This window comes from Paenirhodobacter ferrireducens (assembly GCF_004022265.1).
GTDB classification, from domain to species: Bacteria; Pseudomonadota; Alphaproteobacteria; order Rhodobacterales; family Rhodobacteraceae; genus Rhodobacter; species Rhodobacter ferrireducens.
This window is the reverse complement of the sequence record NZ_SAVB01000002.1, coordinates 196312-217858: the sequence shown is the minus strand read 5'-3', so window position 1 is coordinate 217858 and position 21547 is coordinate 196312. Positions and strand designations below refer to the sequence as shown.

The following is a 21547-nucleotide window of genomic DNA, read 5'->3' as shown; positions in this document are numbered from 1 at the left end:
GCAGACAGGCCCCGCGCGCGGCGACGGGGGGGAGCTCAGGGCGCCTTGCGGAACTGCGACGGGGTCTTGCCGGTGCGGGCGTGGAAGGCGCGGGTGAAATAGGCGGCGCTGGTATAGCCCAGCACCTCCGAGATTTCCTTCACCGGCGCACGGGTTTCCGACAGCAGCCGGCGCGCCTCGTAGAGGCGACGATCCTGCAGCAGGTCGGAGGCAGCGCGGCCGCAGCTTGAGCGGCACGACCGGGTCAGATGGGTGGGCGTCACGCCAAGCTGGGCGGCGTAATCGGCAACGCCATGACCCGAGCGGAACTCGCGTTCGAGCAGCGTCGCATAGCGCGCCACCAGCTTGCGCGCCGCATCGGGCGCCGGCAGGTCGTTCGCGCCCGACGCCGCCTGCCGCTCGAGCCAGACACTGAGCAGGCCAAGGTGGTGATGCACCGCGCGATCGGCCGCGGGCCGGTCGCTTTCGTTTTCTCGCTGCGCCGCCTCGAGCAGGGCGTTCAGCTCGACCTGCGAGGCGGCGTCGCGGATGCGCAGATGCAGCGCGCCTTGCGGCAGCGGCAGATTGCAGTCGGCACCGAAGAAGATTGCAGAGCCATGCGTCTGCGGGCTCATATCGAAACCGTGCATCACGCCCGCGGGAATGAAGATCGCGTTATGCGCGCCATAGCCGCGGGTGGTGCCGCCGACGGTGATCCGGCCCTGGCCGCGGGTGAACCACAGCAGGCAGGGCTCCGAGAGCGCCCGCATCGCCTCGACCCGCCAGCGCCCGCCCTGGGCAAGCCGGGCGATCGGCATCAGACGCAGCTGCGAGGGCGCAGAGGGCAGGCAGGCGGCCTGCCGCTCGCGCGGCGTCTCGCCAGCGGGGGAACGGGACAGATGCGACAGCGGCGGTGCGGTGAAGAGTTTCACGGGCAGGATCCGGTTGGCTTGCTACGGGCGCAGCATAGGAGAGAAGCCGTTTCCGTTACCAACAGAAAATTCAGGCCCTTGCGGGATGTTGCCGGCGCGACTCAGGGGGTCTGGATGTTGTGCCAGTTTCGCATCCGGCCACGAAACCAGGTGCGCTGCCGCTTGGCATATTGGCGCGAGGCGGCCTGCGCCTGCGCCGTTGCCGTCGCAAGGTCGATCTCGCCGCGCAGATGCGCCACGAGCTCGGGCGCGCCGATCGCCTTCGCCCAGAGTGCGCGCGGCTCCCAGATCGGCAGCACCGCCCGCACCTCCTCGAGCGCGCCCTGTTCCAGCATCAGACCGAAGCGGCGGTCGATCCGCTCGGCGAGCCAGTCGCGGTCGGCGTCCAGAAGCAGCGGTGTGCAATCGGCAAGCGGCAAGAGCGGCGCGGGCGTCGCGTCCTGCCAGGCCGCGAGGCCGCGCCCGGTTGCCCGCTGCACCTCCCAGGCCCGTTGCACCCGCGCCGGGTTCAGCCGGTCGATCCGCGTCGCCGTCTCGGGGTCAAGCGCGGCCAGCAGCGCCGCCATGCCGTCGGCCGCGAGCCGCGCGTCCGCCTCGGCCCGCACGGCCGGCGGCGTCGGCGGGATCTCGGCCAGCCCCTCGGTCAATGCGGTGAAGTAAAGCCCGGTGCCGCCGACGATGATCGGGCGCGGCCCGGTGCCGGCGCGGAACGCCGCCAGGACCGGCGCCACCTCGCGCAGCCAGGCGCCGACGGAATACTCCTCTCCGGGCGCCTTGTGACCATAGAGCCGGTGCGGCGCGAGCGCCTCTTCCGCGGCCGAAGGGCGTGCCGACAGCAGCCGCCAGCACGACCAGACCTGCAGCGCGTCGGCATTCACCACCACCCCGCCGCGCGCCTGCGCAAGCGAAAGTGCCAGTGCCGATTTGCCGCTGGCCGTCGCGCCGGCGATCAGGACCGGCCGGTCATCCGGAATTTTATCAAGCGGTATCATTGGCTTGCGGAGCAGTCCAAAGGCAAGGGGCAGGGCGCTGACGCCCGCTGACGACGGATGGAATTCCCGAGTTGAACCCGGAGGCCATTTGCGACATTTTGCGCCGCGATGACAACCGAAATGAGGATCCCCGGGATGAGTGCAGAGGCAGAGCCGACTGTGAAGTACAAACGTGTGCTTTTGAAGATCTCGGGCGAGGCACTGATGGGGGATCAGGGCTACGGGCTGCACCCGCCGACCGTCGCCCGCATCGCCCGCGAGGTGAAGACGGTGCATGATCTCGGCGTCGAGATCTGCATGGTGATCGGTGGCGGCAACATCTTCCGCGGCCTTGCGGGCTCCGCGCAGGGGATGGAACGCACCACCGCCGATTACATGGGCATGCTCGCCACGGTGATGAACGCGCTCGGCATGCAGGCGCAGCTCGAGGCGCTCGGCATCCACACCCGGGTGATCTCGGCGATTCCGATGGATCAGGTCTGCGAGCCCTACATCCGTCGCCGTGCCGTGCGCCACCTCGAGAAGAAGCGGATCTGCATCTTCGCCGCGGGCACCGGCAACCCCTATTTCACCACCGACACCGCAGCCACGCTGCGCGCGAACGAGATGAACTGCGAGGCGATCTTCAAGGGCACCAAGGTCGACGGCGTCTATGACAAGGACCCGAAGAAGTTCCCCGACGCCAAGCGCTACGATCAGGTCAGCTATGACGAGTGCCTGCAGAAGAACCTCGGCGTGATGGATGCCTCGGCGATCGCGCTCGCGCGTGACAACAATCTGCCGATCATCGTCTTCTCGCTCGACGAGCCGGGTGGCTTCCGCGGCATCCTGGCCGGGCAGGGCACCTACACCACGGTAAAGGGCTGACCCGAGGCCGGCCCGGACCGGCGGATTTCCGCGTCCGGGCCTTTTCCTTGCCGAAATACTCCAAGGGTTCGGGGGCTGGCCCCCGAAAGCCCTACCCAAGGCCGCGCGCTGCGGCTAAAGAAAGACAGACTTCAAGATCCGGGGGATAACCCATGTCCGACGACATCGAAATCGACACCGACGACCTCGAACGCCGCATGGAAGGCGCGATGGCGTCGCTCAAGCATGAATTCGGCACGCTGCGTACCGGCCGGGCCTCTGCCTCGATGGTGGAGCCGATCCTGGTCGACGCCTACGGCTCGCTGACGCCGATCAACCAGGTCGGCACGATCAACGTGCCCGAACCGCGGATGGTCACCGTCAACGTCTGGGACAAGGGCCTGATCAACAAGGTCGAGAAGGCGATCCGCGAGTCGGGCCTTGGCATCAACCCGCAGACCAACGGCCCGATCATCATGCTGCCGATCCCCGAGCTGAACGAGGAACGCCGCAAGGAGCTGACCAAGGTTGCCGCGCAATATGCCGAAAGCGCCCGCGTCGCGATCCGCAACGTGCGCCGCGACGGCATGGACCAGATCAAGAAGGCAAAGGCCTCGGGCATGTCCGAGGACGATGTGAAGTTCTGGGAAGCCGAGGTCGAGGAGCTGACGAAGAAGCATATCGCTGTCATCGACAAGGCGCTCGAGGCGAAACAGGCGGAGATCATGCAGGTCTGAGCCGACCTGCATTCCCCGCAAGCAAAGAGGCCTTTGATGCCCGCGAGTGAGCCCCCGGCCGGCTGTGGCCCCGTCGATTACGGCGTGCCGCATGTCGCCATCATCATGGACGGCAACGGCCGTTGGGCGAAGAACCGCGGCTGGCCGCGGCTCGTCGGCCACCGCCGCGGCGCCGAGCGGGTGAAGGAGATCGTCCGCGCCTGCCCGGATCTGGGCGTGCGCTGGCTCACCGTCTATGCCTTTTCGACCGAGAACTGGAAGCGCTCGACCGAGGAGGTGCTTGGGCTGATGGGCATCTTCGCGCGCTACATCGAGAAGGAAGCCGACGGGCTGTCGGCCGAAGGCGTGCGGATGCGCTTCATCGGTGCGCGCGAGCGGCTTGACCCAAAGCTGCAGGCGCTGATGGCGGGGATCGAGGCGCGCACCGCGCCGAACACCCGGCTGAATCTGACCGTGGCGATCAATTACGGCGGCCGCGACGAGCTGCGCCGCGCTGCGGTGCGGCTGGCGGAAGATGCCGCCGCAGGTCGCATCGCCCCCGACGCGATCGACGAGGCGGCCTTTGCTGCCCGGCTCGACACCGCGGGCATTCCCGATCCGGATCTGGTGATCCGCACCTCGGGCGAGACCCGAACCTCGAACTTCCTGCCCTGGCAGGCGGCCTATTCGGAATACGAGTTCACCCCCACGCTCTGGCCCGATTTCGGGCCGGCCGAGCTCGAGAAGGTCCTTGCGGTGTTCAGCACGCGCGAGCGGCGCTTTGGCGGAGCGAAGGCATGAGCACCCAGGGCACGACGACACCGGCGAGCGGCTCGCGCTGGACCGACCTGCGGCCGCGGGTACTGTCGGGGCTGGTGATGGTGGCGATCGGCGCCGTCACCATCTGGCTGGGCGGCAAGACCTTCGGCCTGCTCGCGGTGGTCGTCTGCGGGCTGATGATCTGGGAGCTGGCGACGATGACGGCGCCGGCGGGCAGCGGGCGCGGCCACTCGATGGGACTTGCCCTGCTTGCTGCGGCCCTGATGGCGGTGGTGCTCTACTGGCCGGGCGCGCTCACCCGCTGGGCGCTGCTGGTGCCGGTGATCGTGGGCGCTGCGCTGCCGCGGCGCGACCGTCTGGTCTTTGCGCTTTACGCCTTTGCAGTGATGGCGGCGAGCTATGGGCTGATCGTGCTGCGCATCAACGCGGGGGCGCTGGTGATCCTGTGGATCGTGACCATCGTCGTGGTGTCCGACGTGGCGGGCTATTTCGCCGGCCGAGCGATCGGCGGGCCGAAGTTCTGGCCACGGGTCAGCCCGAAGAAGACCTGGTCGGGCACCGTCGCGGGCTGGATCGGCGCGGTGGCCGTGGGCGCGGGCTTTGCCGCGCTCGGCTGGGGCGGCTGGACGCTCGTGTGGCTTTCGCCGCTCACCGCCTTTGCCGGGCAGATGGGCGATATCGCGGAAAGCGCGATCAAGCGGCGGACGGGTGTGAAGGACAGCTCGCACCTGATCCCCGGCCATGGCGGCGTGCTCGACCGGTTCGACGCGCTGATCGGGGCGGTGGTCTTCCTGCTGGTCGTGATGAAATTCATGCGGCTGCCCTTCGACGGGATGTGACGGATGCGCAAGGTTTCGGTTTTCGGCTCCACCGGCTCGATCGGTGTGAACACGCTCGACCTGCTGGTGCGGCAGGGCGGGGCAGCGGCGTTTCAGGTGGTGGCGCTGACCGGCGGGCACAATGTCGACCTGCTGGCGAGCCAGGCGCGCGAGCTGCGCGCCGAGATCGCGGTGACCGCGCATGAGGACAGGCTGCCGGCGCTGCGCGCGGCGCTGCACGGCTCGGGGATCGAGGCGGCGGCGGGCCCCGCGGCGCTGATCGAGGCGGCGGAGCGGCCGGCCGACTGGATCATGTCGGCCATCGTCGGCGCGGCGGCGATCGCGCCGGGCTTCGCGGCGCTGAAGCATGGCACGACGCTGGCGCTTGCCAACAAGGAAAGCCTTGTCGCCGCCGGGCCGCTGCTTCTGGCCGAGGCGCGGCGGCAGGGCGCGCACATCCTGCCCGTCGACAGCGAGCATTCGGCGGTCTTTCAGGCCCTCGTCGGCGAGGAGATGACGGCGGTCGAGCGGATCATCATCACCGCCTCGGGCGGCGCGTTCCGCGACTGGCCGCTCGAGAAACTGGCGACCGCGACCGTCACCGAGGCCTCGACCCATCCGAATTGGGCGATGGGGCAGCGGATCACCATCGACAGCGCCTCGATGTTCAACAAGGCGCTGGAAGTCATCGAAACAAAAGAGTTTTTCGGCGTCGATCCGGATATCATCGAGGTTCTCGTGCATCCCGAGAGCCTGGTGCATGCGCTGGTCGGCTTCCGCGACGGGGCGCTGATGGCGCATCTGGGCGCGCCCGACATGCGCCACGCGATCGGCTATGCGCTGAACTGGCCCGAGCGGGCCGAGCTGCCGGTGGCGCGGCTCGACCTGGCGCAGATCGGATCGCTCAGCTTCCGCGCCCCCGATCCGGTCCGCTTCCCGGCGCTGCGCCTCGCGCGTGAGGTGATGGCGATCGGCGGCACGGCCGGGGCGGCCTTCAACGCGGCAAAAGAGGTCGCACTCGACGGCTTCATCGCCGGGCAGATCGGCTTTCTCGACATGGCACGGCTGGTCGAGTCGGTGCTCGCGGACATGTGCGCGCGGCAAGGGCTTGGAAATGCCGCCGTCAGCCTCGATAACGTCTTGCAGACCGACGCCGAGGCCCGTGCCCTCGGCCGCGAAAGAATTTCGACCGGAAGGATCTGAGCCTTGGAGTTTCTCCCCGATTTCGGCAACGCGCTCTATACGCTGGTGGCCTTCGTCGTCGCGCTGATGATCATCGTGACGGTGCACGAGTTCGGCCATTACATCGTCGGCCGCTGGTCGGGGATCAAGGCCGAGGCCTTCTCGATCGGCTTCGGGCCGCGGCTGCTGTCGCGCGTCGACCGGCACGGCACGCGCTGGCAGGTCTCGGCGATTCCGCTCGGCGGCTACGTCAAGTTCCTGGGCGATGCGAATGCCGCCTCGGCCGGCGCGGACGAGGGCGCGATGGCGGAACTCAGCCCCGAGGAAAAGCGCCACACCATGCACGGCGCGCCGCTCTGGGCGCGGGCGGTGACGGTGGCGGCGGGGCCGGTGTTCAACTTCGTGCTGTCGATCGCGATCTTTGCAGGCATGATGATCTGGACCGGCACCGCGACCGATGTGCCGACGGTGGGGCAGCTTGCGGTTCTGCCGGGCGGCACGGGCGATCTGCGCGTCGGCGACCGGGTGCTGGCGATCGAGGGGCGCGACACGCCCGATTACACGACGCTGAGCGCGGTGACGGACGAGCTGCCGTCGCAGCCTGCGCTCACCTGGCGGGTCGAGCGCGACGGGCAGGTGGCCGAGGTCAGCGGGCCGCAGCTGTTCCCGCCGCGGCTGAGCGGGGTGGTGCCGTCTTCGGCGGCCTATGCCGCGGGGCTGGCTGCGGGCGACGTCATCACCGCGATCGACGGCGCGCCGGTCTGGCGCTTTGCCGATCTGCAGCAGAAGGTGACGACCAGCGAAGGCGCCCCTGTGGCGCTGACGGTCTGGCGGACGGGCAAGGACGGGGCCGAGACGCTTCAGATGACGCTGACCCCGCGCCGCACCGACGTGCCGACCGCTGCGGGGGGATTCGAGACGCGCTGGATGATCGGCGCAACGGGCGAGCCGGTCTTCACCCCGCGCACCCGCCCGACCGGCGTGCTCGAAGCGGTGAAGGGCGGGGCGGCGCAGACCTGGGAGGTCGCCGCCTCCTCGGTCTCGGCGCTCAAGCATATGATTCTCGGCCAGATCTCCTCGTGCAACCTGCATGGTGCAATCGGCATCGCGCAGGGCTCGGCGGCGGCGGCGAAGGCGGGCACGGCCAGCTTCATCTGGTTCGTCGCGGTGCTGTCGACGGCCGTGGGCTTCCTGAACCTGTTCCCGATTCCCGTGCTCGACGGCGGGCATCTGATGTTCCACGTCTGGGAGGCCGTCACCGGCAAGCCGCCGTCGGACCGGGCAATGAACCTGCTCACCGCGCTCGGGTTGTCGCTGGTGCTGACGATGATGCTGTTCGGGCTGTGGAACGACATCTTCTGCCCCTGAGCGCTGCGCCGGCGCGGCCCGGCCGCAATTCGGCCACAATGATCGACTACCTGCAGGTGTGCGGAAGGTCCGTACGCAGGAGGGGTCGCTCATGCAAATGATGCTCGCAGACAGCCATCGCGGCCTGTCGCTCGTCGTCGATCTGGCGCTTGATCGCTTGATGGCCCCGGCTGCAATCCTGATCGCGCTGATGATCGGCGGGGTGCTCGGCTACGAGTTGGTCCAGCTCTTCGGCCCGGCCGCAGGCTCGCCCTATCAGCTCTGATCCGGAAGCGGTTTCTCCCTCCCGGACCGCCTGCCGCACCATGTCCGCCATGGCGCGCCAAGCGGCTTTGTGCCGGGTCGGCGGGCAATGGCGCAACGCCCCGGAAGGAATGCCGCCAAGGCGGCGATTCCGACATCTTGCGGTTTTGACAAGCTTCCCCTTTCCAGCTACTCACGATCTTGCAGTCTGAGAGAAATACAGGGCGGGGTGACAGGCAATGACGAACCGGCGGAAGAACGCATTTCTCGGGCGTTCCCTTCTCACGACCCGGCTTGTCGCGGTGACGCTTCTGGGCGGCGGTTTCGCCGCAGCGTTGCCGCCGGTGGCGGCGATGGCGCAGGAATATCGCTTTTCGCAGGTGAAGATCGAAGGCAACGACACGATCGAGGCGGCGACGATTCTCGCCTATGCCAAGATCGCGCGCGGCTCGGCAGTGAGCGCGGCGCAGCTCAATGACGCCTATCAGCGGATCCAGGGCTCGGGCCTGTTCGAGAAGGTCGATCTGGTGCCGCAAGGCAGCACGCTGGTGATCCGGGTGCAGGAGTTCCCGAGCGTCAACATCGTCTCCTTCGAAGGCAACAAGGTGCTGAAGGATTCGGTCCTTGCTTCGCAGGTCAAGACGCAGCCGCGCAAGGTCTACAACCCGGCGATGGTCGAGGCCGACGCCGCCGAGATCGCCAAGGGCTATGCCGATGCCGGGCGCCCGAACGTCCGCGTCGATCCGAAGGTCATCAAGCGCCCGAACAACCGCGTCGACGTCGTGTTCGAGGTGAAGGAAGGCTATGTTTCGGAAGTGGAGCGCATCAGCTTCACCGGCAACACCGCCTATTCCGACCGTCGTCTGCGCGACGTGCTGCAGACCAAGCAGGCAGGCATCCTGCACCGGCTGATCCAGCGCGACAGCTTCATCGCCGATCGCGTCGATCTCGACCGCCAGCTGCTGACCGACTTCTACCACTCGCGCGGCTACCCCGACGTGCAGGTCACCGGCGTGTCGTCGGAAATGGCGCGCGACCGCCAGGGCTTCTTTATGACCTTCAACATCCGCGAAGGTCAGCAGTATCACTTCGGCAAGATCAGCACCGTCTCCGAGGTGCCCGAGCTTGACGCGAAGGACTTCGAGAAGCTCGCGAAGATCCGAGAAGGGGTGATCTATTCGCCCACGGCCATCGACCTCGCCATCACCCGGATGGAAGAGACGGCGCTGCGCAAGGGGGCGAACTTCGTGCGCGTCGATCCGCGCATCACCCGCGATCCGAAAACCCAGACCCTGAATGTCGAATTCGCGCTGGTGCGCGGCGAGCGCGTCTTCGTCGAGCGCATCGACATCGAGGGCAACACCACCACGCTCGACAGCGTGATCCGGCGCGAGTTTCACACCGTCGAAGGCGACCCCTTCAACCCGCGCGAGATCCGCAACTCGGCAGAACGCATCCGCGCGCTTGGCTTCTTCACCAAGGCCGATGTGAACACCCGTCAGGGCTCGGGCCCGGATCAGGTCATCGTCGACGTCAACGTCGAAGAACAGCCCACCGGCTCGCTCAGCTTCGGCGCAAGCTATGGCGCCTCGTCGGGCTTTGGGGTGAACGTCGGGCTGCAGGAATCGAACTTCCTCGGCCGCGGTCAGTATCTCGGCGTGCAGATCGGCACGACCTCCGGCACGCAGCAAAGCGATCTCGACTTCATCGAGCCCTATCTGCTCGGGCGCGACCTGAAGTTCCGCTATCACATGTGGTACAACACCACGAATAACGACAACTCCGATTATTCGACGCGCCGGCAGGGGATCTCGCCCTCGATCGAGTTCCCGCTGGCCGAGAATTCGCGGCTCGAGCTGCGCTACACGTTCAGCCGCGACAAGCTCTTTGGCCTGACTGAGTATGTTAAGGATCCGAATAACGATGGAGTTTTTAGCGACGCCACCGGCTCCTCGCCGATCCTGACCCGGGAAGCGGGCGAGAAGGACACCTCGTCGCTCGGCTACAGCTACACCTGGGACACGCGCCGCACCGGCATCGATCCGCGCTATGGCTTCACCTTCAAGCTGTCGCAGGATCTCGCGGGCTTCGGCGGCGATGTCGACAGCCTGACCTCCACCGCCCTGCTGCGCGCCGAGCGCAAGGTCTGGAACGAGGAGGTGACGCTGCGCGCCGAGCTTGAAGGCGGCATGGTGAACAAGCGCAGCAACACCAAGCTGACGCTGCTCGACCGGTTCTCGGGCAACGGCAAGATCCGCGGCTTCGAATCGAACGGCTATGGCCCGCGTGACCTCGAAGCGCCGAACAAGGATGCGCTCGGCGGCAAGTATTTCGCCGCGCTGCGGATGGAGAGCGAATTCCCGATCGGCATTCCCGAGGAATACGGCGTCACCGGCGGCCTGTTCTGGGATATCGGCTCGCTCTGGGGGCTGGATGATACCGCCGGCGCAAATAATGTTTCTGTCGACGACGGCATGCACCTGCGCTCGGCGATCGGCTTCTCGGTGTTCTGGCGTTCGGCGATCGGGCCGCTGCGTCTGAACTTCTCGAAGGCGATCAAGAAGGAAGACTACGACAAGGAACAGAACTTCGACCTGACGATCTCGACGCAGTTCTGAGGCAGGGCGATGCGGATCTTGTCGCGTTTCATCGGGGGGCCGGGGCTTCGCCTCGGCCTCGTCTTGCTTTCGGCGGGGCTTGCCGGTCTCGCCGCTGCGCCGCTCTCCGCACAGCAGGCGCAGGGCCATGGCGACACGGTGATCCGCGTGCCGAGCCCGGTGCTGACCCTCGACTGGGAGGCCCTGTTCGAGGCGACCCGCTGGGGCAAGCGCATCCGCGCCGATCTCGCCAGCGAGTCGCGGGCGCTGTCGGACGAGAACAACCGCATCGCCGACGAACTGATCGCCGAGGAGAAGGCGCTGACCGAACGGCGCGCGACGATGGACCCGAAGGCCTTCCGCGCCGAGGCAAACGCCTTCGACGAGCGCGCGACGGGCATCCGCAACGCGCAAAAGGCGAAGGCGCAGGCGCTCACGCGGCGGTTCGAAGAGGACCGGCAGGCCTTTCTCGAGGCGGTGACGCCGATGCTCGATGACATCCTGACGAAACGCGGCGCGGTTGTCGTGCTTGACCGGCGGGTGATTATCCGCGGGCTGACCGAGGCCGACGTCACCGACGATCTGGCCCGCCTCGTCGACGAGAAAGTGGGCGACGGACCGCCGCCGGCCGAGACGCCGGCTCCCGGCACCAGCGCCGGCACCGAGGGGGCCGCGGCGCCCGAAACTCCCGCCGCGCCGGCCACTCAGGGCAACTGAGGCCGCCCGCATTCTTGCCAAGCGGCGCCTGCGTTGTTAGCAAGGCTCGACCGCGGATGCTTGATGATCAAGGACAGATGATGACCGAACCCGCCCCCCATACCTTTGCCGATCTCAGCCTGATCAAGCGGATCATTCCGCACCGATACCCGTTCCTGCTGATCGACAAGGTGCGCGACATCGTGCCCTTCGAGTCGGCCGTCGGCATCAAGAACGTCACCTGCAACGAGCCGCATTTCCAGGGCCATTTCCCGGACGAGCCGGTGATGCCTGGCGTCACCATCGTCGAGGCGATGGCGCAGACCGCGGCGATCGTCGTGGGGATCTCGCTCAATGTCATCGACAAGCCGCTGGCGACCTATTTCATGGGCATCGACGGGGTGAAATTCCGCCGCAAGGTGGTGCCGGGCGACGTGCTCGAGATGCATGTGAAGGTGAAGCGCGGCGGCGGCAAGATCTGGAAGTTCGAGGGGCAGGCGCTGGTCGAGGGCCAGCTTGCGGCGCAGGCCGAGTTCACCGCGATGATGGACCTCAAGGCCTGATCCATGAGCATTGATCCGGGCGCCGTCATTCATCCTTCCGCCGTCATCGAAGAGGGCGCCGCGATCGCCGCGGGGGTCCGCATCGGGCCGTTCTGTCACGTCGGGCCCGAAGTCGTGCTTGCCGAGGGCGTCGAGCTGAAGTCGCATGTGGTGATCTCCGGGCTGACCGAGATCGGCGAGGACACCACGGTCTTTCCCTTCGCCTCGCTCGGTCAGGTGCCGCAGGACCTGAAATACAAGGGCGAGAAGACCCGCCTGGTGATCGGCAAGCGCAACCGGATCCGCGAATATGTGACGATGAACCCCGGCACCGAGGGCGGCGGCGGCATCACCCGGGTCGGTGACGACGGGCTGTTCATGTCCTCGAGCCATGTCGCCCATGACGTCACCATCGGCAACCGGGTGATCCTGGTCAATTCGGTCGCGATCGCCGGGCATTGCCACATCGAGGATGACGTGATCGTCGGCGGGCTGTCGGGCGTGCACCAATGGGTGCGCATCGGCCATGGCGCGATCATCGGCGCGCTGTCGATGGTGACCTCGGACGTGATCCCGCATGCGCTCGTTGCCGGGCCGCGGGCGCAGCTCGAGGGGCTGAACCTCGTCGGGCTGAAGCGGCGCGGCGTGTCGCGCGCCGAGATCGGCGCGCTCCGCGAGCTTTACATGGCGCTGTCCGAGGGCAACTTCCGCGAACAGGCACGCAAACTCCATGACGAGGGCACCGACAGCGCACTTGCCCGCGAGGTGCTTGATTTCATTCTCGGTCCGTCGGACCGCAGCTTCCTGACGCCGCGATGAGCGCCGGCGCCGAAACCGCGCTGATCGCGGGGACGGGCGGGCTGCCGGCGCTGCTGGCGGCGGCGGCGCCGGGGATGCTGCTGTGCGAGCTTGACGGCTTTCCCTCGGCCGTGCCGGGGGCCGAGCCGCTGCGCTTCCGCATCGAGCGGCTGGTACCCTTCCTCGACGCGCTGGTCGCGCGGGGCGTGTCGCGGGTCTGCTTTGCCGGCGCGATCCGCCGCCCGAAGATCGAACCCGAGATGTTCGACGCGCAGACCGCACTGCTGGTGCCGCGGCTCGTCGGCGCGATGCAGGCGGGGGATGACGCGACGCTGCGCGCGGTGATCGAGCTGTTCGAGGACTGGGGCCTTGTCGCCGTTGGGGCCGACGAGATCGCGCCCGATCTGGTGCCGGGCGCAGGCGTGCTGACCGGCACCGTCACCGCGACGGACGAGGCCGACGCCAAGCGTGCGGCGGCGATCGTCGCCGCGCTTGGTTCGGTCGATGTCGGGCAGGGTGCGGTTGTTGCGCGCGGGCTCTGCCTTGCGGTCGAGAGTCTGCCGGGCACCGATGCGATGCTTGATTTCGTCGCCGCACATCGCGCGCTGCACCCCGCACCGGCGGGCGGGCTGTTCTTCAAGGCGCCGAAACCCGGGCAGGATCGTCGCATCGACCTGCCGGCGATCGGGCCGCAGACGGTCGCGAAGGCCGCGGCGGCGGGGCTTTCCGGCATTGCCTTCGAGGCGGGGGGCGTGCTGCTCCTTGACCGCGCCGCGACCATCGCCGCGGCCGTGACCGCCGGCATTTTCCTGTGGGGGCGGGCAGGATGAAGCTGTTCCTGGTCGCGGGCGAGGCTTCGGGCGACAAGCTCGGCGCGGCGCTGATGGCCGGGATGAAGGCGCTTGCGCCGGGCGTCGAGTTCGCCGGCGTCGGCGGCCCGTTGATGGAGGCCGAGGGCCTCGTCAGCCTGTTCCCGATGGAAGAGCTCTCGGTGATGGGCCTCGCCGAGGTGCTGCCGAAATATCGCCAGCTCAAGCGCCGCATCGCCGAGACCGCGCAGGCGGTGCTCGACACCGCGCCCGCCGCGCTCGTCACCATCGACAGCCCCGATTTCTCGCTGCGCGTCGCCCGCCTCGTCAAGGCGGCGCGGCCGGATCTGCGCACCATCCATTACGTCGCGCCCTCGGTCTGGGCCTGGCGCCCCGGCCGCGCGGCGAAGATGGCGCAGGTGATCGACCACGTTCTGGCACTGTTGCCGTTCGAGCCGCCCTATATGGAAGCCGCCGGCATGAGCTGCGATTTCGTCGGCCATCCGGTGGTCGCCGAGCCGCGGGCAAGTGCCGTCGAGGCCGCGCTCTTCCGCGAGCGCCATGGCATTGGCGACGAGCAGCCACTGGTGCTGTGCCTGCCCGGTTCGCGCCGCGGCGAGGTCGAGCGGCTCGGTCCGCGCTTCGACGAGGCGCTGATGCGACTGCGCGACCGCGAACCCGGGCTGCGGGTGGTGCTGCCCACGGTGCGCGGCGTCTCCTCGCTGGTGCGCGAAATGACCACGCGCTGGCCGGTCGCGCCGATTGTCGTCGAGGAGGCAGCGGACAAGCGCGCGGCCTTTGCCGCGGCGGATCTGGCGCTGGCCGCCTCGGGCACGGTCAGCCTGGAACTTGCGGCAAGCCGCACGCCGATGGTGATCGCCTATGATGCGAGCTTTCTCACCTGGCACATCATCTGGCGGATGCTGCGGATCGACACGGTGACACTGGTCAACCTGGTGTCCGAGACCCGGGCGATCCCGGAATTCCTTGGCCCCGAGTGCCGGCCAGACCGGATCTGCCGCGCCCTCGTGCGGCTTCTGGAAAGCCCTGAGGCGCGGGCGGATCAGCACGCGGCGATGGAGGAAACGATGCGCCGCCTTGGCGAAGGCGGCGAGGCGCCGGGGCTGCGCGCGGCGCGCTCGGTGCTGGCGGCGATCGAACGGAGGGGCTGATGCGGGGCGTTTGGGCTTTTGGGCTGCTGGCGGTGCTGGCGGCACCGGCATGTGCCGGAGAGAGAACGCCGGTGATCGAGGAGCCGGCGGGCGAGGCGATCTGGGAGGCAAGCTGCGCGCGCTGTCACCGCGATGCGGACAAGGCGCTTGCCCGGGTGAGCTGGGTACTGACCGGCCAGCTGCCGCCCGAGCGCGCGGTCTGGCTGCGCGATTTCATCCTGAACCACCACCCGCCGGCGCATGACAAGATCGAGACACTGGCCGGCTGGCTGGCGCAGCGCTGAGCCTCAGATCTTCTCGAGCGGGATCACGTCGACTGCCTGGCGGGTCTCGTGCCCGCCCGCGGTGCGCATCACGCCGCGCACCGGGGCGACGTCGGAATAGTCGCGGCCGACGGCGATGGTGACGTAATCGTCACCGGCGAACTGGTCGTTCGTCGGATCGAACTCGATCCAGCCGGCCTCGAAACCGACCCAGGCCCGGACCCAGGCGTGCATCGCATCCGCGCCCTCGAGCCGCGGCTTGCCGGGCGGCGGGAAGGTGCGCAGGAAGCCCGAGACATAGCCCGCCGGAATGCCGAGACCGCGCAGGGCGGCAATCATGATATGGGTGAAGTCCTGACACACGCCGCGGCGCTGCGCGAAGGCCTCGCGCGCCGAGGTGTCGACGGTGGTCGCCTCGGCGTCGAAGGTCATCGTCCGGTTCAGCGCGCGCCCGACCGCCACCACCGCCTGCTGCGCCGTCATCCCGGCCGCCAGTTGCTTGCGGGCGAAGGCCGTGATCTCGGTCATCGGCGCGACGCGGGGGCTTGCGCCCAGAAAGTGGTGCGGCACCTCGGGGGCAAGGCTCTGCTGCGCCGCGATCTCGGCGGGCAGCCGGTCGAGCAGGGCGGAGAGGTCGCCGCTCGGCGCCGCGGTGCGGCGCTCGACCTTGGCGGCGAGCTGGAACGAGACCGCGTCAATCGGTGCATGCCAGGCGACCGAGGTCGTCGGATTGCCGAAGAAATCGATCGCCTCGCGCCGCTCGTCTGGCATCGGATCGACCGTCAGCAGCCGCGACAGCACCCGCTGCCGACCGGGGATGTCCGAGGGCAGAAGCCGCACCAGATTGCGGATGTGATCCGAGGGCGCGGCATAGTCGTAGTCGATCGAGAGCTTGATTTCATACAGCATGTCAGCCCCTTACCGCAGATAGGCGGCGCCGATGAGATCCGAAATCCCGGCCAGATCGCCACGCAGGGCCGACAGCCGCCCGGTGTCGATCTCGGCCGGCGTGGCGATCAGCAGCGCGCTTTCGACCGGCACGATCGCGCGCAGCAGCGCCGTCAGCCGGCCGTTCTCGCGCGCATCCGGCAGGGCCTCGGCCAGATAGCGCAGCCGCTGCACCTGGAACAGGATCGCGCGCGGGTTGTCGGCATCGAGCGCGAGCAGATCGACGACGGTATCGCGCGAGGTCTCGACCCGGTAGCGGCGCTGGTGGGTGATGACGCTGTCGGCGACCTCGACCGCCATGTCGAGAGAGCCCTCGGGTGCCTCGGCATCGGCAAAGGTGGCGAGCAGCGCAGCGAGCGAATCCGCCCGCTCGAGCGCCCGGCCGAAGCTGAGGAAACGCCAGCCCGAGAAGCGATACATGTTCTCGTGCACGAGGCCGGAAAAGCCGGTGATCTTGCGCAGCAGCACCGACATCGCGCGGGCGGCATCGTCGCCGGGTTTGGCCGTCGTGGTCATCCGCCGCGCCGTCTTCAGCATGTCGCTCAGTGCCGCCCAGCCATCGGTCGAGAACCGGTCGCGCACCTTGCCCGCGCAGCTGCGCGCCGCCTCGAGCCGGTCGATCAGCGCCGCCGGCACCGGTTCGGCGAGGTCATAGCCATAGCCGGTGAGGAACTCGTCGAGCCGCAGCAGGCGCGCGTCATTCGGGTTGTCGGTCGCGGCAAGGCGCAGGTGATAGGCGCGGATCAGGCGGATCGCGTCTTCGCTGCGCTCGACATAGCGGCCGAGCCAATAGAGGTTGTCGGCCGCGCGTGAGGGCAGGATCGCGGTGGTGGCGCGGTGGAAGTCGGGCGTCGGGCGCGGCGCGAGGGTTTCTTGCGGCACCGGCCGGTCGGAGACAACCCAGACGTCGGCGACCGACCCGCCGCGCTGCATCGCCAGCGCCGTCGCGTCGCCGGTCTTGCCGATCCGGGCATAGCCGCCCTGCATGAAGCGCCAGCCGCGCGGCGTGCGCGCGGCAAAGATGCGGATCGTCATCGGCCGCGGCTCGACCCGGCCGCCGTCCTCGGCATCGACCCAGACGGGCGTTGTCGACAGCGTCACCGCCTCCTGGCCGACGAGGCCCTTGCCGTCGCGTTCGAGCCAGTCGGCGATCGAACGGGTGCCGCCGTCGCGGAAGGCGCCGCCAAGCGCCGACTCGGCGCCGAGGTCGAAGGGCAGGTCGCAGGCATAGGCCGGGCCGATCATCATCCGCGCGGCGTTTTCCTGCACATAGCCGCGCTCGGTCGCGCCGCCGCACCACCAGGTGGCGATGTTCGGCAGTTTCAGCGGCCCGCCTGCCAGCACCTCGGAGATCCGCGGCAGGAAGGCCATCATCGCCCGCATCTCGAGCACGCCAGACCCGAGCGCGTTGACGAGGGCGAGGTTGCCAAGCCGCACCGCCTCCATCAGCCCCGGCGTGCCGATCCGGCTGGAAGGGTCGAGTTCGAGCGGATCGGCGAAGGCGCCGTCGATGCGCCGCCACAGCACGCCGAGCGGCTGCGGCCCCTCGATCGTGCGCACCATCGCCTGACCGTTCTCGACCAGAAGATCCTCGCCCTCGAGCAGCATCAGGCCGAGGTAGCGCGCGATGTAGGTGTGTTCGTAATAGCTGTCGTTATGCGGTCCGGGTGTGAGGATGCCCGCCGTGCGCTCGCGCCCGTTCGGGCCCTGGGCAAGCCGTTGCAGGGCCTCGCGATAGGCGCCGAAGAAGCCGGCAAGGCGGTGGATATGGGCGCGCGGGAAGCGTTCGGGGAAGATCCGCCCGGTCGCCATCCGGTTTTCCAGCGCAAAGCCCGCGCCCGAGGGCGCCTGCGTGCGGTCGCCCAGAACCAGCCACGAGCCGTCGGGAGAGCGGCCGACCTCGAAGGCGAGGAAATGCAGGTAATGGCCGCCGCGCGGCGGCACGCCGACCATCGGCCGCAGCCATTGCCGCGAGCCCGCGATCAGCTCGGCGGGGAGATGCCCGTCGCGCACGAGGCGGCCCTGACCGTAGAGATCGGCCATCACCTCCTCGAGCAGGTCGGCGCGCTGCGCCAGCCCGTCGCAGATGCCCCGCCATTCGTCCTCGTGCAGGATCACCGGGATATGGCTGAGCGGCCATTCCCGTTCCTGCAGCGGGTCGTTCGAATATTGCCGGAAGAACACGCCGGCATCGCGCAGATAGAGATTGCCGCGCTCGAAGCGCGCGGCAATCTCGTCACGGTTGAGGCGCGAGAAGCGGTCGACGAAACGGCGCCAGACCGGCCGCATCCGCCCCTCGGCGTCGAACAGCTCGTCCGCGACGCCCGGGGTAAGCCGGTAGTCGGAGAAGAGGTCCGGGGCGGGGGGCATCGGGGCTGGCTCGGTCATGGTTCATTTCTGGCTCTTTGGTCAGAACAGTCCGATGGGCCGGCGCAGGTCCAGCGTCAAGGGGAATTCCGGATGCGGGGTCTCGCTGGCGGGGGCATAGACGCCGGCACTGTGGCCGAAGGGCTCGAACCGGGCGAGGCGCCGCGCCTCGGCCTCGTAGGCGTTGACCGGGAAGGTGTCGTAGTTGCGCCCGCCGGGATGGGCCACGTGATAGGTGCAGCCGGCCAGCGCATGCCCCGTCCAGGTGTCGTAGATGTCGAAGACGAGCGGCGCATTCACCGGCAGCGTCGGGTGCAGCGCCTCGGGCGGCTGCCAGGCCTTGAAGCGCACGCCGCCGACCGAGACGCCGGAGGTCTGGGTCTTGGCCATCGGCACGGGGCGGCGATTGCACATCACCTTGTAGCGGTCCTGATGGAGGGTGGTCAACTTCACCTGAAGTCTTTCGACCGAACTGTCGGTGTAGCGCACGGTGCCCCCGATCGCGCCGGTTTCGCCCAGCACATGCCAAGGCTCGAGCGCCTGACGCACCTCGAGATGAACGCCCTCGGCCTGGATCTGGCCGCAGAACGGGAAGCGGAACTCGGCCTGCGCCTCGAACCAGACCGGATCCATCTCGAAACCGTGGTTCTTCAGGTCGGTGAGCAGGCTGAGCAGGTCTTCCCACAGGTAGTGCGGCAGCATGAAGCGATCATGCAGCACCGTGCCCCAGCGGACCGGCCGGCCCTCGACCGGGGCGATCCAGCACCGCGCAATGAGCGCGCGCAGCAGCAGTTGCTGGGCGAGCGACATGCGCGGATGCGGCGGCATCTCGAAGCCGCGGAACTCGACCAGACCCAGCCGGCCGGTCGGCCCGTCGGGCGAATAGAGCTTGTCGATGCAGATCTCGGCGCGATGCGTGTTGCCGGTGACGTCGGTCAGCATGTTGCGCAACAGCCGGTCGACCAGCCACGGCGGCGGCGTCATCCCCTTCCAGGGCGGCGTGATCTGCGAAAGGGCGATCTCAAGCTCGTAAAGCGTGTCGTGGCGCGCCTCGTCGATGCGCGGGGCCTGCGAGGTCGGGCCGATGAACAGGCCCGAGAACAGGTAGCTGAGGCAGGGGTGGCGCTGCCAGATCAGGATCAGCGATTTCAACAGATCGGGGCGGCGCAGGAACGGGCTGTCATTCGGTGTGGCGCCGCCGACAACCACGTGGTTGCCGCCGCCGGTGCCGGTGTGGCGGCCGTCGATCATGAACTTGTCGGCGCCAAGGCGCGACAGCCGCGCCTCTTCATAGATCGCTTCGGTGGTGGCGACGCAATCCTCCCAGCTGTGCGCGGGGTGGATGTTGACCTCGATCACGCCCGGATCGGGGGCGACGCGGATCACGTTCAGCCGCGGGTCATGCGGCGGCGCATAGCCCTCGATGTGAATCGGCAGGTTCAGCTCGGCCGCCGTCGCCTCGGCGGTGGCGATCAGTTCGAGGTAATCCTCGAGCGTGTCGCAGGGCGGCATGAAGAGGCACAGCCGGCCGTCGCGCGGTTCGATCGCGATCGCGGTGCGCACCGCGCCGATTGCGGGATCGACCCCGTCGCCGAGATGGGTGTCCTGCGGCACCCATGTCTGCCGCTCGGCCTCTTTCGCACCGGCGCGGAAGCCCTGCGCATGGCCCGGCGTCACCCCGGGCAGCAGCGCGGCGCGCTCGGCGTCTTCCTGCGCGAGGCGGTCGATCTCTTCCTGGATCTTGCGGCGGCGTTCCGCGACCACGGCCTGATAATCGGGCAGCGGCGCGCGCGGCACCGTCGGATCGGCCGGGTAGCTGTAGGGATATTGCGCGGGCGGAATATAGGGCAGCGATCCGAGCGGCAGGCGGAAGCCCACCGGGCTGTCGCCGGGGATCAGGAAGATATGGCCGCGCCGCGGTTTCCACAGCTCGGAGCGCCAGTGCGACGGCCTGTCGGCCGATTGCCACCAGCGCTGAAGCGGCAGCACATAGCCCGAGGGCTCGGTCAGGCCGCGGTTGAAGACGCGGGCATAGCGGGCGCGGTCCTCGGGGTTCTTCAGCCTGGAGTTCTCGGGCGAGACATTCGGCGGCAGGTTCGCTTCCTTCAGTATCCACTCGGCCGGATCCTCGTAGGCGGGCTGGGCATAATTGCCGTCGAGGCCGAGCCTGGTCGCGAAGGTCGAGAGAAACGCTCCCGCCTCGGCCGAGCCCATCTGCTGCGGGGCATCCTCGCGCGCGATCAGCTCGGGATTCTGCCACACCGGCAGCCCGTCGTTGCGCCAGTAGAGCGAGAAGGTCCAGCGCGGCAGGCTTTCGCCCGGATACCACTTGCCCTGACCGTAATGCAGGAAGCCGCCGGGCGCGAAGCGCTGCTTCAGCCGGCGGATCAGGGTATCGGCCAGCCCGCGCTTCTGCGGGCCGACGGCGGCGGTGTTCCACTCGGCCGATTCGAAATCGTCGACCGAGACGAAGGTCGGCTCCCCGCCCATGGTCAGCCGCACGTCGCCGTCGCGCAGGGTCTCATCGACCTTGCGGCCAAGCGCGTTGAGTCGCTCCCAGGCCTCGTCCGAGAACGGCTTGGTGATCCGCGGGTGTTCGGCCACACGATTGATCTTCATGTCGAAATCGAAGCTGACCTCGGGCGTGCCGGCGGCGGTGAAGCCGCCAACGATCGGCGCGGCATTGCGGTAATGCGGCGTTGCGGCGAGCGGGATGTGGCTTTCGCCGGTCAAAAGCCCCGAGGTCGGGTCGAGCCCGATCCAGCCAGCACCGGGCAGGTAGACCTCGCACCAGGCGTGCAGGTCGGTGAAATCGTGGTCGGTGCCCGCCGGCCCGTCGAGCGAGACGACATCGGGCTTGAGCTGGATGAGATAGCCCGAGACGAAGCGCGCGGCAAAGCCGAGGTGTCGCAGCGCCTGCACCAAGAGCCACGAGCTGTCGCGGCACGAGCCCGAGCGCAGGCCGAGCGTCTCGTCCGGGGTCTGCACGCCGGGCTCCATCCGGATCGTGTAGTTGATCCCGTTCGCGATCCGCGCGTTCAGGTTGACGAGGAAATCGACGGTGCGGGTCTTGCTGTAATCGATCGTGCCGAGGAGCTGGGCCAGCAGTGGGCCCTCGGGCTCGGGCGTGCGATAGATCGACAGGTCGTCGCGCAGCTCTTCAGGATACTCGAAGGGCCAGTATTCGGCGCTTTCCTCGACGAAGAAGTCGAAGGGGTTGTAGACCGTCATGTCGGCGACGAGATCGACCTCGATCTTCAGCTCGGTCACCGGCTCGGGGAAGACGAAGCGGGCGAGCCAGTTGCCGTAGGGGTCCTGCTGGTGGTTCACGAAGTGCCCGCCGGGCGAGACCTTCAGTGAATGCGAGATCACCCGGGTGCGCGAATGCGGCGCGGGACGCAGGCGGATGATCTGCGGGCCCAGAGTGACGGGCCGGTCATACTTGTAATGCGTCAGGTGATGGATGGATGCGTAAATCGCCATGGTCGCGCCTTCTTCG

The 21547-nt window shown here is 68.3% G+C and carries 19 protein-coding genes; 14 read left to right on the top strand and 5 right to left on the bottom strand.

Annotated elements, in window-relative coordinates; genetic code table 11:
• Window positions 1-35 precede the first annotated feature (35 nt).
• Window positions 36-911: an AraC family transcriptional regulator gene (locus tag EOW65_RS02540; protein WP_240664457.1), complete on the bottom strand. Its 876-nt coding sequence runs from the start codon at window positions 909-911 to the stop codon at window positions 36-38.
• A 101-nt stretch (window positions 912-1012) separates the two neighbouring features.
• Window positions 1013-1903, bottom strand: a complete 891-nt coding sequence (gene miaA, locus EOW65_RS02535; RefSeq protein WP_128147432.1) for a tRNA (adenosine(37)-N6)-dimethylallyltransferase MiaA — start codon at window positions 1901-1903, stop codon at window positions 1013-1015.
• A 135-nt stretch (window positions 1904-2038) separates the two neighbouring features.
• Between miaA and pyrH the strand changes: the two genes are divergently transcribed.
• From pyrH to EOW65_RS02470, 14 genes are all read left to right on the top strand, one after another.
• Window positions 2039-2770, top strand: coding sequence for a UMP kinase (pyrH, locus tag EOW65_RS02530; RefSeq protein WP_128147431.1), 732 nt, complete (start codon window positions 2039-2041; stop codon window positions 2768-2770).
• A gap of 152 nt (window positions 2771-2922) precedes the next feature.
• Window positions 2923-3486 carry a ribosome recycling factor gene (frr, locus tag EOW65_RS02525; protein ID WP_128147430.1) on the top strand — a complete coding sequence of 188 codons (564 nt, stop codon included), beginning with the start codon at window positions 2923-2925 and terminating at the stop codon, window positions 3484-3486.
• A 36-nt stretch (window positions 3487-3522) separates the two neighbouring features.
• Entirely contained in the window at window positions 3523-4266 is a 744-nt protein-coding gene (uppS, locus tag EOW65_RS02520; protein ID WP_128147429.1) for a polyprenyl diphosphate synthase, read from the top strand.
• Window positions 4263-5084 (top strand): phosphatidate cytidylyltransferase, encoded by an 822-nt coding sequence (locus EOW65_RS02515; RefSeq protein WP_128147428.1) that lies wholly within the window; start codon window positions 4263-4265, stop codon window positions 5082-5084. Before uppS ends, EOW65_RS02515 begins: the two co-directional genes overlap by 4 nt.
• 3 nt (window positions 5085-5087) lie before the next feature.
• Window positions 5088-6266, top strand: a complete 1179-nt coding sequence (dxr, locus tag EOW65_RS02510) for a 1-deoxy-D-xylulose-5-phosphate reductoisomerase (protein WP_128147427.1) — start codon at window positions 5088-5090, stop codon at window positions 6264-6266.
• Window positions 6267-6269: 3 nt separating this feature from the next.
• Window positions 6270-7613 (top strand): RIP metalloprotease RseP, encoded by a 1344-nt coding sequence (rseP, locus tag EOW65_RS02505; protein ID WP_128147426.1) that lies wholly within the window; start codon window positions 6270-6272, stop codon window positions 7611-7613.
• A gap of 91 nt (window positions 7614-7704) precedes the next feature.
• A complete protein-coding gene (locus tag EOW65_RS19865) occupies window positions 7705-7878 on the top strand; it encodes a hypothetical protein (protein WP_164879964.1) in 174 nt (57 codons plus the stop codon).
• Between the two features lie 217 nt (window positions 7879-8095).
• A complete protein-coding gene (gene bamA / locus EOW65_RS02500; RefSeq protein WP_128147425.1) occupies window positions 8096-10474 on the top strand; it encodes an outer membrane protein assembly factor BamA in 2379 nt (792 codons plus the stop codon).
• Between the two features lie 9 nt (window positions 10475-10483).
• Window positions 10484-11170: an OmpH family outer membrane protein gene (locus EOW65_RS02495; protein WP_128147424.1), complete on the top strand. Its 687-nt coding sequence runs from the start codon at window positions 10484-10486 to the stop codon at window positions 11168-11170.
• Window positions 11171-11250: 80 nt separating this feature from the next.
• A complete protein-coding gene (fabZ, locus tag EOW65_RS02490; protein ID WP_128147423.1) occupies window positions 11251-11712 on the top strand; it encodes a 3-hydroxyacyl-ACP dehydratase FabZ in 462 nt (153 codons plus the stop codon).
• 3 nt (window positions 11713-11715) lie between these two features.
• Complete coding sequence (gene lpxA / locus EOW65_RS02485; RefSeq protein ID WP_128147422.1) at window positions 11716-12510, top strand: acyl-ACP--UDP-N-acetylglucosamine O-acyltransferase; 795 nt, start codon at window positions 11716-11718, stop codon at window positions 12508-12510.
• Window positions 12507-13319 (top strand): LpxI family protein, encoded by an 813-nt coding sequence (locus EOW65_RS02480; protein ID WP_128147421.1) that lies wholly within the window; start codon window positions 12507-12509, stop codon window positions 13317-13319. The genes lpxA and EOW65_RS02480 overlap by 4 nt, the downstream gene beginning before the upstream one ends.
• The gene (lpxB, locus tag EOW65_RS02475; protein WP_128147420.1) at window positions 13316-14470 is read left to right on the top strand and encodes a lipid-A-disaccharide synthase; all 1155 of its coding nucleotides are present in this window, start codon (window positions 13316-13318) and stop codon (window positions 14468-14470) included. The genes EOW65_RS02480 and lpxB overlap by 4 nt, the downstream gene beginning before the upstream one ends.
• Window positions 14470-14754, top strand: a complete 285-nt coding sequence (locus EOW65_RS02470) for a hypothetical protein (protein WP_128147419.1) — start codon at window positions 14470-14472, stop codon at window positions 14752-14754. Before lpxB ends, EOW65_RS02470 begins: the two co-directional genes overlap by 1 nt.
• A gap of 3 nt (window positions 14755-14757) precedes the next feature.
• Here the strand turns inward: EOW65_RS02470 and EOW65_RS02465 are convergent, their stop codons facing one another.
• The 3 genes from EOW65_RS02465 to EOW65_RS02455 are packed head-to-tail and all read right to left on the bottom strand — an operon-like array spanning window position 14758 to window position 21531.
• Complete coding sequence (locus EOW65_RS02465; RefSeq protein ID WP_128147418.1) at window positions 14758-15642, bottom strand: transglutaminase family protein; 885 nt, start codon at window positions 15640-15642, stop codon at window positions 14758-14760.
• 9 nt (window positions 15643-15651) lie between these two features.
• The gene (locus EOW65_RS02460) at window positions 15652-18069 is read right to left on the bottom strand and encodes a circularly permuted type 2 ATP-grasp protein (protein WP_128147417.1); all 2418 of its coding nucleotides are present in this window, start codon (window positions 18067-18069) and stop codon (window positions 15652-15654) included.
• Window positions 18070-18090: 21 nt separating this feature from the next.
• Window positions 18091-21531: a transglutaminase family protein gene (locus EOW65_RS02455; RefSeq protein ID WP_128147416.1), complete on the bottom strand. Its 3441-nt coding sequence runs from the start codon at window positions 21529-21531 to the stop codon at window positions 18091-18093.
• Window positions 21532-21547: the final 16 nt, after the last annotated feature.